Annotated in this window: 10 protein-coding genes, 2 tRNA genes and 1 pseudogene; 10 read left to right on the plus strand and 3 right to left on the minus strand. The window is 71.6% G+C overall.

Annotated elements, in window-relative coordinates; all coding sequences use genetic code 11:
* Positions 1 to 123 precede the first annotated feature (123 nt).
* Positions 124 to 585 carry an SSI family serine proteinase inhibitor gene (locus OG978_RS21055; RefSeq protein WP_326766718.1) on the minus strand — a complete coding sequence of 154 codons (462 nt, stop codon included), beginning with the start codon at positions 583 to 585 and terminating at the stop codon, positions 124 to 126.
* 228 nt (positions 586 to 813) lie between these two features.
* Between OG978_RS21055 and OG978_RS21060 the strand changes: the two genes are divergently transcribed.
* The 8 genes from OG978_RS21060 to OG978_RS21095 all read left to right on the plus strand — a co-directional run bounded on the left by OG978_RS21060 (position 814) and on the right by OG978_RS21095 (position 8,996).
* A tRNA-Ser gene (locus tag OG978_RS21060) sits at positions 814 to 904 on the plus strand.
* Positions 905 to 1,133: 229 nt separating this feature from the next.
* A tRNA-Arg gene (locus tag OG978_RS21065) sits at positions 1,134 to 1,206 on the plus strand.
* Positions 1,207 to 1,288: 82 nt separating this feature from the next.
* A complete protein-coding gene (locus OG978_RS21070) occupies positions 1,289 to 2,167 on the plus strand; it encodes a DUF2797 domain-containing protein (protein WP_326766719.1) in 879 nt (292 codons plus the stop codon).
* A gap of 47 nt (positions 2,168 to 2,214) precedes the next feature.
* Complete coding sequence (locus OG978_RS21075) at positions 2,215 to 3,093, plus strand: amidohydrolase family protein (RefSeq protein ID WP_326766720.1); 879 nt, start codon at positions 2,215 to 2,217, stop codon at positions 3,091 to 3,093.
* 84 nt (positions 3,094 to 3,177) lie between these two features.
* The gene (locus OG978_RS21080) at positions 3,178 to 3,918 is read left to right on the plus strand and encodes a response regulator transcription factor (protein WP_326766721.1); all 741 of its coding nucleotides are present in this window, start codon (positions 3,178 to 3,180) and stop codon (positions 3,916 to 3,918) included.
* Positions 3,911 to 5,476 carry a sensor histidine kinase gene (locus OG978_RS21085; RefSeq protein ID WP_326766722.1) on the plus strand — a complete coding sequence of 522 codons (1,566 nt, stop codon included), beginning with the start codon at positions 3,911 to 3,913 and terminating at the stop codon, positions 5,474 to 5,476. The genes OG978_RS21080 and OG978_RS21085 overlap by 8 nt, the downstream gene beginning before the upstream one ends.
* 26 nt (positions 5,477 to 5,502) lie before the next feature.
* The gene (locus tag OG978_RS21090; RefSeq protein WP_326766723.1) at positions 5,503 to 6,816 is read left to right on the plus strand and encodes a bifunctional glycosyltransferase family 2/GtrA family protein; all 1,314 of its coding nucleotides are present in this window, start codon (positions 5,503 to 5,505) and stop codon (positions 6,814 to 6,816) included.
* Entirely contained in the window at positions 6,813 to 8,996 is a 2,184-nt protein-coding gene (locus tag OG978_RS21095) for an ArnT family glycosyltransferase (protein ID WP_326766724.1), read from the plus strand. Before OG978_RS21090 ends, OG978_RS21095 begins: the two co-directional genes overlap by 4 nt.
* A gap of 3 nt (positions 8,997 to 8,999) precedes the next feature.
* Here the strand turns inward: OG978_RS21095 and OG978_RS21100 are convergent, their stop codons facing one another.
* Positions 9,000 to 9,878, minus strand: a complete 879-nt coding sequence (locus OG978_RS21100; RefSeq protein ID WP_326766725.1) for an endonuclease/exonuclease/phosphatase family protein — start codon at positions 9,876 to 9,878, stop codon at positions 9,000 to 9,002.
* Positions 9,879 to 10,008: 130 nt separating this feature from the next.
* Here OG978_RS21100 and OG978_RS21105 point away from each other — a divergent pair.
* Both OG978_RS21105 and OG978_RS21110 read left to right on the plus strand, forming a co-directional pair.
* Positions 10,009 to 11,470: pseudogene (locus OG978_RS21105) on the plus strand (MFS transporter).
* A 100-nt stretch (positions 11,471 to 11,570) separates the two neighbouring features.
* Entirely contained in the window at positions 11,571 to 12,329 is a 759-nt protein-coding gene (locus OG978_RS21110; RefSeq protein ID WP_326766726.1) for a TetR/AcrR family transcriptional regulator, read from the plus strand.
* 54 nt (positions 12,330 to 12,383) lie between these two features.
* Here the strand turns inward: OG978_RS21110 and OG978_RS21115 are convergent, their stop codons facing one another.
* Positions 12,384 to 12,854, minus strand: a complete 471-nt coding sequence (locus tag OG978_RS21115; protein WP_326766727.1) for a PPOX class F420-dependent oxidoreductase — start codon at positions 12,852 to 12,854, stop codon at positions 12,384 to 12,386.
* Between the last annotated feature and the right edge of the window lie 5 nt (positions 12,855 to 12,859).

The following is a 12,859-nucleotide window of genomic DNA, read 5'->3' on the forward strand; positions in this document are numbered from 1 at the left end:
TGTGCATACGGTGTACGACTCCGCCCCGTCATGTGCCGTCGATGTGCCCGGAGCGGGACGCGAACCCCTGCTCACGAGGGGCGCCCGGTCCGGCCGGACGCCCCCGTCACCGGACCGGTCCGGTCATCCGACCTCGGGGAGTACCGGCCGCAGATTGTTCCAGCGGGAGATCTCGCAGCCGTTGTTCTGGCTGAAGGTCGTGTCGATGTTCCGCCCCTGCCAGGTCCCGGTGACCCGGGCGGTGGCCGGACCCCCGAACTGCATGGTGCACACCGCGTCCTTGGGTACCGGGGCGAACGGGTCCGTGCCCTTGCCCGTCAGCTCGTCCAGCCGGCCGCAGGCCTCCTGCGCCGCCGGGTGACTGCCGCCCGCCGGGCCGCACTCCAACTCGAAGGCGCCCTCGGCCGCGGATTTCTCCGAGCCCGAGACCGTGAACGTCAGATGGGTATGGGCGTCGTCCTGCAGCACGGGCAGCGGCAGCGGCAACGGCAGCGGAAGGGGGCCGGTGGCCGCGGTCGCGGCCGGCGCGGCGGCGGACAGCGCGGCGAGGGACGCGACGGCGGTCAGGGCGAGGCGGCGCAACATGCGGGCTCCTGTACTCGTGCACTGCGGCGGTGGTGCCGGTGGAACGGACGGATGGACGGGAGGAAGACGCCTCCCTCATCACTAACGCTCCGCACGCCACGGCGTTGCGCAACCGCAGGCTCTTTGCCCTCGCGGCCGACTGCCTAGTACCGTAGGCATCGATTGGTGACGCACCGCTCAGCTGTGTCATCATCTGCACGCACCACTCGCGCTTGCGCGGGGTGTGCTGGAGGCGTCGCCTAGTCCGGTCTATGGCGCCGCACTGCTAATGCGGTTTGGGTCTTAAAGCCCATCGAGGGTTCAAATCCCTCCGCCTCCGCTTCACGACCGAAGCCCCGTGCCACTGGCACGGGGCTTCGGTCGTATCCGGACCCGAACGATCCGGCCGCGTTGTCCCGAACGGATCCGGCAGCACTCGCACGACATCGCCGTACAAGGTGTTTTCGCAGGTCAGGGGTGGTGTGGCTAAAGGATTTCGCGTCACGGCGCAGGTCATGTAATGTTGTTCTCGCAACGCCGACCGGGGAGAAAAAAACCGGGAAGCACAAGCACTCGTAGCTTAACGGATAGAGCATCTGACTACGGATCAGAAGGTTGCAGGTTCGAATCCTGCCGAGTGCACAGCAAGCAAGAGGCCCCCAGGAGAAATCCCGGGGGCCTCTTGCTGTTCCCTCCGTCTGCATCGGAATCCGGGGGTTCGTTCATGGGGTGGCAGTGCACCGGGCTGCGGTGGCCGGACGCGCAGGGGCCGCCCGTACTGGGCTGGCGGCGGGGCGGGGCCGTACGGGTGAGTGCGCCGGCGTACGGGACGGAGTTCGGGTTCCGGGCCGAGGGGGAGCGGCGCTGCGTCGGGGCGCGCGGGAACGCGTGTCCGTCGGGGGCCGTGGTGTCGGGGCGGAGCACCGGGGCGCGGTGTCCGGAGTGTGCGCGGCTGGACCGGGCGCATTCGGTGGCCGCCGACACGATCGCCGATGACCCCAGGACGTACCGCGTGTATCTGGCCTGGTTCGGGCCGGGGATGGTGAAGGTCGGGATCACCGCCGAGGAGCGGCAGGCGGCGCGGCTGCGCGAGCAGGGGGCCGTGGTGTTCAGCTGGCTGGGGCGGGGGCCGTTGATGGCGTGCCGGCGGACCGAGGAGCTGCTGCGGTCGGCGCTCGGGGTGCCGGACCGGATTCCGTACGCGAGGAAGCGGGCCGTGCGCGGGGCGCTGCCGGGGGCGGTGGAGCGCGGTGCCGAGGTGGCGGAGCTCTACGGGCGGGCCGTGGCGCTGGAGGGGGCCGGATGGCCGGAGTCGCTGGAGCGGCTGCCGTTCGAGGCGGTCGACCACGCCGGGGTGTTCGGGCTCGACGGCGCGGTCGAGGTGGCGTGGGCCGTCACCGAGTTGGTGGCCGGGGGCGTGGTCGCGGGGCGGCTGGTGGCGGCGGCCGGGCCCGATCTGCATCTGGCGACGGCGGACGGGGTCGTGGTGCTGGACACCCGGCTGATGACCGGGTGGGAGCTGGCGGCGGCGGACCCGCGGGCCGGGGTGGGGGTGCCGGTGGCCGACATCGGGGGCGGTGGCGTGCAGGGCGGGCTGTTCTGAGATCGTCGGAACCGTCCGGACGGTGAGGACGGTGAGAGGGGTGCGGGATGAGTGGTGACGCCGACGACGTCGTGCGGTTCTGGGAACGGCTGGGGCTGCCCGGGATCATCGATGTCCATACGCACTTCATGCCGGAGCGGGTGCTCAGCAAGGTCTGGGCGTACTTCGACTCGGCGGGGCCGCTGACCGGGATGGAGTGGCCCATCGAGTACCGCCACGACGAGGACGAAAGGCTCGCGCTGCTGCGTTCGTTCGGCGTGCTCCGGTTCACCTCGATGCTCTACCCGCACAAGGCCGGGATGGCCGCCTGGCTGAACGGCTGGGCGGCCGACTTCGCCCGCCGGGTGCCGGACTGTCTGCACACCGCGACCTTCTTCCCGGAGGAGGGCGTGGAGCGGTACGTGCGCGAGGCCGTCGAGGCGGGGGCGCGGGTCTTCAAGTCGCACCTCCAGGTCGGCGCGTACGACGCCAACGACCCGCTCCTGGAGCCGGTCTGGGGGCTGCTCGCGGAGGCCGGGATCCCGGTGGTGATGCACTGCGGTTCGGGGCCGGCGCCCGGCAAGTACACGGGCCCCGAGCCGGTCGGCCGGCTGCTCGCCCGGCATCCGCGGCTGCCGCTGATCGTGGCGCACATGGGGATGCCGGAGTACGCGGAGTTCCTGGCGCTCGCGGAGGCGTACCCGCGGGTGCGCCTCGACACGACGATGGCGTTCACGGACTTCACGGAGGACTTCACTCCGTTCCCGCCGGCCGAGCGGGGGCGGCTCGCGGCGCTCGGGGACCGGATCCTGCTGGGCACGGACTTCCCGAACATCCCGTACCCGTACGCCCATCAACTGCACGCGCTGGAACGGCTGGAGCTGGGGGACGACTGGCTGCGGGCGGTCTGCCACGGGAACGCGAGCGCGTTGTTCGGCCTGGGCTGACGGGGAGCCGAGGGGTTCTGCTTTCTCAGGGAATTCACAGAATCGGGTAAGGACCCTTTCAGGGGAGCCTCACAGGGTTGGGGCATGACGACGACGACCTCGCCCCAGGGGCGTACCGAACTGCTGAGGGCGGACCGTACCCCCGTCCGTGTGCTGGTGGTGGACGACGAGGCTCCGCTCGCCGAGCTGCTCTCCATGGCCCTGCGTTACGAGGGCTGGGAGGTGCGCAGCGCCGGGGACGGTGCCGGGGCCGTCCGGATGGCGCGCGACTTCCGGCCCGACGTGGTGATCCTCGATGTGATGCTGCCCGACACGGACGGGTTCGCGGTGCTCGGCAGACTGCGGCGGGAGCTCTCCGAGGTGCCCGTCCTGTTCCTGACCGCGCGCGACGCGGTGGAGGACCGGATCGCCGGTCTCACGGCGGGCGGCGACGACTACGTGACCAAGCCGTTCAGCCTGGAGGAGGTCGTGGCGCGGCTGCGCGGGCTGATCCGGCGGTCCGGCACGGCGGCCGTGCGCAGCGAGTCGACGCTCGTCGTCGGCGATCTGATGCTCGACGAGGACAGCCACGAGGTCAGCCGGGCCGGGACGTCCATCCATCTCACCGCGACCGAGTTCGAGCTGCTGCGCTTCCTGATGCGCAATCCGCGGCGGGTGCTGAGCAAGGCACAGATTCTCGACCGGGTGTGGAACTACGACTTCGGCGGTCAGGCGAACGTCGTCGAGCTGTACATCTCGTACCTGCGCAAGAAGATCGACGCCGGACGGTCACCGATGATCCACACCCGGCGCGGGGCGGGTTATCTCATCAAGCCCGGTGAGTAGGCGCCCGCACCGGTGGCGGGGACCGTGGACGCTGAGGACCCGGCTGGTGGTCTCGGCGGTGACGCTGATCGCCGTCGTCGCCGCGGTCATCGGATCGGTCACCACCATCGCCTTCCACAGCTACATGTACGGCAAGCTCGACGACCAGCTGCGCACCATCTCGATGCGGGCCGCGAAACCGCCCGGCGGTGGTGATGGGCCGATGCCCGACGGTGCGCCGCGGAGCGATGACCCGCTGGCCTTCGTCGACGCGCGCGGGCTGCCCGTCGGCGCCTTCGGGGCCGTGGTGGCGGACGGTTCGGTCACCGCGTCGCGCGTGGTCGTGGAGAGCACCACCACCCCGGAGCCCTGGTCCGAGGAGAGCGGGCAGCCGATGACCGGCGCCCAGAGCAGGGCGCTGGAGGCGGCGGACCTCTCCGCCGGGGACGACCCGCGCACCATCGATCTGTCCGGACTCGGCTCCAGCCGGGTGGAGGCCGTCGTGGATCCGCACGGGACGACGGTCCTCGTCGGCATCCCCGCCACCGAGGTGGGCTCCGCGCTGACCACCCTGATCCTCGTCGAGGTCTGCGTCACCGCCGCCGGTCTGATCGCGGCCGGGATCGCGGGTGCGGCCATGGTCGGCGTCGCGCTGCGGCCGCTGCGCCGGGTCGCCGCGACCGCGACCAGGGTCTCCGAACTCCCCCTGCACAGCGGCGAGGTGGCCCTCCTGGAGCGGGTCCCGCAGGCCCAGGCCGATCCGCGGACCGAGGTCGGCCAGGTGGGCGCGGCGCTCAACCGGATGCTGGGCCACGTCGGTTCGGCGCTGGAGGCGCGGCAGGAGAGCGAGACGCGGGTACGGCAGTTCGTCGCGGACGCCAGCCACGAGCTGCGCACCCCGCTGGCCTCGATCCGCGGCTACGCCGAACTGACCCGGCGCGGCCGCGAGGAGACCGGCCCCGACACCCGGCACGCCCTGGGGCGGATCGAGTCCGAGGCGGAACGGATGACGGGCATGGTGGAGGATCTGCTGCTGCTCGCCCGGCTGGACGCCGGACGTCCGCTCAGCCTGGAGAGCACCGATCTCTCCCCGGTCGTCGTCGACGCGGTGAGCGATGCCCGCGCCGCCGGGGAGCGCGGCCACCACTGGCGCCTGGAACTGCCGGACGAGCCCGCGACCGTGCACGGCGATCCGACCCGGCTCCACCAGGTGCTGGTCAATCTGCTGGCGAACGCCCGTACCCACACCCCGCCGGGCACGACCGTCACCGTCCGGGTGCGGTCCGCGGCCGGGCGGCCGTGGGTGACACTGGAAATCGCGGACGACGGGCCCGGCATTCCGCCCGAGCTGCTGCCGCATGTCTTCGAACGGTTCGCGCGCGGTGACGCCTCGCGCTCCCGCAGCGCGGGCTCCACCGGGCTCGGGCTCGCCATCGTGCAGGCCGTCGTCGCCGCGCACGGCGGCCGCGTCGAGGTGAACTCGGTGCCGGGACGCACGGTGTTCGCCGTCCATCTGCCGGCGCTTTCCCCGGTCGCTCCGCACTCACAGCAGGGGGACAGGCTCAGCACATCGCCGTGACAGCGGGGTTGGCGAGCGTCGGCCACATGCGAACCGACACTCCTTGGAGCACCCTGCCGGCCCGGGACCACCTCCTCGCCGGAGCGGTCGATACGGCGGGTGCACCCGTTCTCGATGTGGTGGTACCCGTCTACAACGAGGAGAAGGACCTCGAACCCTGTGTGCTGCGCCTGCACGACCATCTGGCGCGCACCTTCCCGTACACCTTCCGGATCACCGTCGCCGACAACGCCAGCACCGACCGCACACCGCAGGCGGCGGCCCGGCTCGCGGCGGCGCTGCCCCGGGTGCGGTCGTACCGGCTGGAGGAGAAGGGCCGGGGGAGGGCGCTGCGCACCGTCTGGTCGCATTCGGACTCCCCGGTCCTGGCCTACATGGACGTCGACCTGTCCACCGACCTCAACGCGCTGCTGCCGCTGGTCGCCCCGCTGATCTCGGGCCACTCCGATCTGGCCATCGGCTCCCGGCTGGCCCGTAGCTCGCGGGTGGTGCGGGGATCGAAGCGGGAGTTCATCTCGCGCGCCTACAACCTCATCCTCCGTTCGTCGCTGGCCGCCCGGTTCAGCGATGCGCAGTGCGGGTTCAAGGCCATCCGGCGCGATGTCGCGGAGCGGCTGCTGCCGATGGTGGAGGACTCGGGGTGGTTCTTCGACACCGAGTTGCTGGTGCTCGCCGAACGTGCCGGGCTGCGCATCCACGAGGTGCCGGTCGACTGGGTCGACGATCCCGACTCCACCGTCCACATCGTGCGGACGGCGACCGAGGACCTGAAAGGCGTGTGGCGGGTGGGGCGGGCGCTGGCGGTCGGCGCGCTGCCGCTGGACCGGCTGGCCCGGCCCTTCGGGGACGATCCGCGTGACCGTGCGCTGAGCGGGGTGCCCGGCGGCCTGGCCCGGCAGCTCGTCGGGTTCTGCGTCGTCGGCGCGCTCTCCACGCTCGTCTACCTCGCCCTGTACTCGCTGTTCCGGCTGGGTGTCGGCCCGCAGGTCGCCAACGGCGGCGCGCTGCTGGTGTCGGCCGTCGCCAATACGGCAGCCAACCGGAGGCTCACCTTCGGCGTACGGGGCAGGGGCGGAGCCGTACGCCATCAGGCACAGGGCCTCGTCGTCTTCGCCATCGGCCTGGCGCTGACCAGCGGCTCACTGGCGGCGCTGGGAGCGGCGTCCGGATCTCCGTCGCACTCCACGGAACTCGCCGTACTGATCGCGGCCAACCTCGCGGCGACGGTGCTGCGGTTCCTGCTCTTCCGTGCCTGGGTCTTCCCGGAGCGGGCCGCCGCGGAGGGCCGCCCGGCCGGGCACGGCGATGACACTCACCACGAACTGGGGAACGTCCGATGACCACGCTGCATCCCGACCACCTCCCGGCCCCGCCGGGTCCGCCGGCGCCCTCACCGCCCGCCGCACCGGCCCACGGACGCCCGAACAGGTCCCTGGCGCACCGTGTCTGGCGGGGCAGGCCCGAGGACCCGCGCTGGGCGAGGCCGGCCTTCCTCGCGCTGCTGCTGGTCATCGCGGGCGCGTACCTGTGGAACCTCAGCGCTTCCGGCTACGCCAACTCCTTCTACTCCGCCGCCGCCCAGGCGGGCAGCCGGAGCTGGAAGGCCCTCTTCTTCGGCTCGCTGGACGCGGCCAACGCCATCACCGTCGACAAGCCCCCGGCCGCCCTCTGGCCGATGGCCCTGTCGGTGCGGGTCCTCGGCCTCAACTCCTGGGCGATCCTGGTCCCGCAGGTGCTGATGGCGGTGGCCACGGCCGCGGTGCTGTACGCGGGCGTACGCCGCCGTTTCAACGCCGTGGCCGGGCTGACCGCGCTGGCGGTGTTCGCGCTCACGCCGGTGGCCGCGCTGATGTTCCGCTTCAACAACCCGGACGCGCTGCTGGCGCTGCTGATGACCGTCACCGTCTACTGCGTGCTGCGCGCGATGGAGCACGGCCGCACCAAGTGGCTGGTGTGGGCGGGCGTCGCGGTCGGGTTCGCGTTCCTGACGAAGACCCTGCAGGCGTTCCTGATCCTGCCGCCCCTGGCCGTGCTGTACGCGGTGTTCGCGCCGGTCTCCGTACGCAAGCGGCTCGGCCAACTCGGGCTCTCGGCCCTCGTGATGGCCGTCGCGGGCGGCTGGTGGGTCGCGATCGTCGAACTGTGGCCCGCCTCGTCGCGTCCGTACATCGGCGGCTCGCAGAACAACTCCTTCCTTGAACTGACCTTCGGCTACAACGGCCTCGGCCGGATCAACGGCGACGAGACCGGCAGCGTCGGCGGCGGGGGCGGTCCGGGCGGCGGGTCCGGCGGCCAGTGGGGCGAGACCGGCATCGGCCGGATGTTCAACTCCGAGATCGGCGGCCAGATCTCCTGGCTGCTGCCCGCCGCGCTGATCCTGCTGGGCGCGGGTATCTGGCTGACCTGGCGGGCGAAGCGCACCGACACGGCCCGTGCGGCGTTCCTCGCCTGGGGCGGCTCGCTGCTGATGACGGCGGTCGTCTTCAGCTTCATGGCCGGCATCTTCCACCAGTACTACACGGTCGCCCTCGCCCCGTACCTCGCGGCGCTGATCGGCATGGGCGCCACGGTCCTGTGGGAGGAGCGGTCCCGCTGGTGGGCGGGTGCCACGCTCGGCGTCACGGTCGCCGTGACGGCGTACTGGTCGTACGTGCTGCTGGGGCGGACCCCGGACTACCTGCCGTGGCTGCGCATGGCCGTGCTCGTCGCCGGGATCGTCGGCGCGGTGGGTCTGCTGCTCGCGTCCTGGTTGGGGCGTCGACTGGCGCTCGTCGCCGTGGGTCTGGGTTTCGCCGCGTCGCTGGCCGGGCCGACCGCGTACACCGTGAGCACGCTGAACACCGGACACCAGGGCTCGATCGTCACGGCCGGCCCGTCCTCCGGCGGCATGGGCGGTGGCGGCGGTATGGGCGGTGGCGGACGCGGTGGTCCCGGCGACGGGATGCGTTCCCCGGGGCAGGGCAACCAGCAGGGCAATCAGCAGGGCGGCGGCATGGGTCAGCCCCCGACCGGCACCCCGCCCGGCCAGACACAGGGCCAGGGCCAGGCACAGGGCGGCCAGACGCAGGGCCGGCCCGGCACGTCGCAGAACGGGCAGCAGCCCGGTGCCATGCCCGGCATGGGTGAAGGCTTCGGAGGAGGCGGCGTGGGCGGTCTGCTCAACGGCGCGTCCGTAGGCGCCGAGGCCAAGAAGCTCCTGGAGAAGAACGCCGAGGACTACACCTGGGCCGCCGCCGCCATCGGATCCCAGAACGCCGCGAGCTACCAACTCGCCACCGGCGACCCGGTGATGGCGATCGGCGGCTTCAACGGCAGCGACCCGTCCCCGACGCTCGCCCAGTTCAAGGAGTACGTCGAGGACGGCAGGATCCACTACTTCATCGCGGGCGGAATGGGCGGGGGCGGCGGCAACAGCGGCACCTCCTCGCAGATCTCCTCGTGGGTGGAGGAGAACTACAAGGAGGTCACGGTGGGCAGCGCCACCTTCTACGACCTGACCCAGCCGAAGAAGAGCAGCTGAGGCTCAGCGCCGCAGCAGCAGATCGGCGACAACCGGGCGGTGGTCCGAGGCGAGAGTCTCGGCCACCGCCGCGTCGCGTATCCGCACGGAATCCTTCGACACCGCCACGTAGTCGATCCGCTGCACCGGATCCTGCGCCGGGTACGTCGGCCCACCGGGCTCGACATCGGTGAGCTCCGTCCACAGCGGGGCGAGCTCGGGAGCGGCCGGCGCCGCGTTGAGGTCGCCGAGCAGGATCTGCCGCACCGGCCGACGGCCCGTCCCCGGCTCCTGGTCCTCGGCCATGATCCGGCGGGTGTCGGCGACCTGGGCGCTGCGTACGGACGGGTCGGCGCGGTAGTCCAGATGCGTCACATAGACGTGCACGGGCAGCCCCTTCACCCGCACGACCACCTCGCCGAAGCCGGGCGCCGGGGCCGGCACCGGGTTCGGGACCTGGGTGGAGAGCCGGGTGATCTCGTGGTTCTCGGCGCTCACGATGCGGTACCTGGACAGCACCGCGACTCCGAACTCGCGTCGCGGCGCACCGGGGGTCTGCGGGTCGAGGCTGTAGACCGGGGCGAACGAGACCTGCATGTCCAGCCGTTCGGCCAGCTCGCCCGCCAGGTCGCGCCATTCGCTGCGGGTGCCCCAGTGGACATCGACCTCCTGGAGTCCGATCACATCGGCGTCCAGCGAGCGGAGTTCGGCGGCCTGCCGGTCGAGATCGAAGACGTTGTCCGTGCCCGCGCCCGCATGGATGTTGTACGTGGCCACGCGCAGCGGCACCGCGCGCCCGTGTCCCTCCCCTCCCTCCCCGGCGGCCGCTGCGGGAGGTGCGAGGGCGGTCACCGACAACCCTGCCGCGACGAGCACTTCCACCGTACGACGACGCAGTGACATACCACTCCAGCCCTTGTCGGATCAGCGGCGAGCACGGTACCGCGCGGAAATGCGTTGTACGCCGTACAGGTCAGCTATACGGTGTACAACGCCGCTACTCGTACACCGTATAAGGGATCAGGAGTCCGTAATGACGGCGACCGCCGCCGAGCAGAACCACCTCTCGCCGCCGAGCCACCCACAACGCTGGCTGATCCTCGGCGTCATCTGCCTCGCCCAGCTCACCGTGCTGCTCGACAACACCGTTCTCAACGTGGCGATCCCCTCCCTCACCCGGGAGCTGGACGCCTCCACCGCCGAAGTGCAGTGGATGATCAGCGCCTATTCGCTGGTCCAGTCGGGCCTGCTGCTCACGGCCGGCAGCTCCGCGGACCGCTACGGCCGCAAGAAGATGCTGATCGCCGGGCTCGCCCTGTTCGGCGTCGGCTCGCTGGCGGCCGGACTGGCCCAGACATCCGCACAGCTGATCGCCGCCCGCGCGGGCATGGGCATCGGCGGCGATCGGCATCTGGTCGACCGTCAGCTCACTCGGGTTCGCCGCCGGACCGCTGATCGGCGGAGTGATGCTCGACCACTTCTGGTGGGGCGCGATCTTCCTGATCAACATCCCGGTCGCGGTCATCGGACTGGTCGCCGTGGCCCGGCTCGTCCCGGAGTCCAAGACCGCCGGCAGCGAACGCCCCGACCTGCTCGGCGCACTGCTCTCCACCATCGGTATGGCATCCGCCGTGTACGCGATCATCTCCGGCCCGGAGCACGGCTGGGCGTCGGGCCAGGTGCTGCTGACCGCCTTCGTCGGGGTCGCCGTCCTCACCGGATTCGTGCTGTGGGAGCTGCACATCCCGTACCCGATGCTGGACATGCACTTCTTCCGGAACCAGAAGTTCGTCGGGGCGGTCGCGGGCGCGATCCTGGTCGCCTTCGGGATGGGCGGCTCGCTCTTCCTGCTCACCCAGCAGCTCCAGTTCGTCCTCGGCTACGAGCCGCTGGAGGCCGGTCTGCGCACGGCTCCGCTGGCGCTGAGCGTCATCGCGCTCAACCTCACCGGAGTGGGCGCCAGGCTGGTGCCCAAGCTGGGCACGCCGGTCACCATCGCGGCCGGGATGAGCCTGCTGGCCGCGGGTCTCGCCGCGATCGCGCTGCTCGGCGGCGCCGGCTACGGCGGCATGCTGCTCGGCCTGGTCGTGATGGGCGTGGGCATCGCACTCGCCATGCCCGCCATGGCCAACGCGATCATGAGCGCCATTCCGCCGGAGAAGGCGGGCGTGGGTGCCGGGGTCAACGGCACGCTCGCCGAGTTCGGCAACGGCCTGGGGGTCGCCGTCCTCGGCGCGGTGCTCAACGCGCGGTTCGCGGCGCTGGTTCCGGCCGCCGTCGGGGCCGCGTCGCTGCCCGCCGCACTCGCCTCGGCCACCGACGCCGGCGAGCGGGTGCGGATCACGGACGCCTTCGCCTCCGGGCTGGAGACCAGCCAGCTCTTCGGAGCGGTCGCGGTGCTGGTCGGCGGCCTGCTCGCCGCCGTGCTGCTGCGCCGCGCGGAGCGGACGGAGTCCGCCCGGGCGGACTCCACCGGGACTGCGGCGGCGGCATAGCATCGGGGACGGGGCGCACCGGACCGTACGAATCCGTTCTGTGCGTGATCCACGCGTACGTGGCCGGTCCGCCCCGCCGGCAAGACGAGGAGAGTGCGCCATGGTGTCCGCGGCCGACCGTGTGAAGAACCCCGCCAGGACCAGCGTGTGGCTGGATCAGCGGACACCGTCGCGCACCCGCAAACCGGACCAGGCGGCGGGTCTGGACCGGGACAGGATCACCGCGACCTCGGTCCGGCTGCTGGACGCCGAGGGACTCGCCAAGTTCTCCATGCGCAGGCTCGCCGCCGAGCTCGACGTCACCGCGATGTCCCTGTACTGGTACGTGGACACCAAGGACGACCTGCTGGAGCTGGCCCTCGACTCGGCCTACAGCGAGTTCACGCCCCCTCGGGAGGACGCGCACTGGCACGACCGGCTGCGCGGGCTGGCCACCGAGTACCGGGAGCTGCTGGTCCGGCACGTCTGGGTGTCGACGCTCGCCGGGCACTTCCTCAACATCGGCCCGCACGCGATGCTGATGTCGTACGCCGTCCAGGACGTGATCCGGGCGACCGGCCTGCCGCTGGAACGCCAGACCGGCGCGCTCTCCGCGGTCTTCCAGTTCGTGTACGGATTCGGCACGATCGAGGGCCACTTCGCCCAGCGCAGCGCGGCGGCGGGAATCAGCCAGGAGGAGTACTACCAGCAGGCGATGGTCACGATCCGCGCCCAGCCGCAGCTCAGGGAGATCGTGGAGACCTCGCAGGACCTGATGGACGCCCGCGGCGGCGACACGGTCGAGGAGATGCGCGACCGGGACTTCACCTTCGCCCTGGACCTGCTGATCGCGGGCATCGAGGCGATGCGGGACCGCTGAGGGGCGATGCGGGACCGCTGAGATCCCGCCCGCCCCCTTCTCCTGCCCGCGTGGTCAGCCGCCGGACGCCAGATGGGCCGGGAAGCCGCCGGTGGCCACCGGCCCCCACCGCTCCGGAGTGATCCGGATGATCGACTTCCCCTGCTTCACCATCGCCGCCCGGTACTCGTCCCAGTCCGGGTGCTCGCCCGAGATGTTCCGGAAGTACTCGACGAGCGGCTCGACCGAGTCCGGCGAGTCGATCACCTCGGCCGAACCGTCGATCTGGACCCAGGGCCCGTTCCACTCGTCCGACAGGACGATCACGCTGACCCGCGCGTCCCGCTTCGCGTTGCGGGTCTTGGCCCGCTCGGGGTAGGTCGAGACGACGATCCGGCCCGCGTCGTCGACGCCGCAGGTCAGCGGGGAGCCCTGGGGGCGGCCGTCGGACCGGGTGGTCAGCAGGATCGCCCGGTGCCGGGGCCGTACGAAGGCCAGCAACTCGTCGAGTTCCACGGCCGTGTTCGTCGCGATATTGGGTGCCATGTCCG

Origin of the sequence: Streptomyces sp. NBC_01591 (assembly GCF_035918155.1) — a bacterium.
Classification (GTDB): Bacteria; Actinomycetota; Actinomycetes; order Streptomycetales; family Streptomycetaceae; genus Streptomyces.

What these genes read in the sequence shown, in the direction of transcription:
- OG978_RS21055 (WP_326766718.1), bottom strand. Translation starts at nt 585, where the DNA reads ATGTTGCGCCGCCTCGCCCTGACCGCCGTCGCGTCCCTCGCCGCGCTG.
- OG978_RS21070 (WP_326766719.1), top strand. Translation starts at nt 1,289, where the DNA reads ATGGGGTGGCAGTGCACCGGGCTGCGGTGGCCGGACGCGCAGGGGCCG.
- OG978_RS21075 (WP_326766720.1), top strand. Translation starts at nt 2,215, where the DNA reads ATGAGTGGTGACGCCGACGACGTCGTGCGGTTCTGGGAACGGCTGGGG.
- OG978_RS21080 (WP_326766721.1), top strand. Translation starts at nt 3,178, where the DNA reads ATGACGACGACGACCTCGCCCCAGGGGCGTACCGAACTGCTGAGGGCG.
- OG978_RS21090 (WP_326766723.1), top strand. Translation starts at nt 5,503, where the DNA reads ATGCGAACCGACACTCCTTGGAGCACCCTGCCGGCCCGGGACCACCTC.
- OG978_RS21095 (WP_326766724.1), top strand. Translation starts at nt 6,813, where the DNA reads ATGACCACGCTGCATCCCGACCACCTCCCGGCCCCGCCGGGTCCGCCG.
- OG978_RS21100 (WP_326766725.1), bottom strand. Translation starts at nt 9,878, where the DNA reads ATGTCACTGCGTCGTCGTACGGTGGAAGTGCTCGTCGCGGCAGGGTTG.
- OG978_RS21110 (WP_326766726.1), top strand. Translation starts at nt 11,571, where the DNA reads ATGGTGTCCGCGGCCGACCGTGTGAAGAACCCCGCCAGGACCAGCGTG.
- OG978_RS21115 (WP_326766727.1), bottom strand. Translation starts at nt 12,854, where the DNA reads ATGGCACCCAATATCGCGACGAACACGGCCGTGGAACTCGACGAGTTG.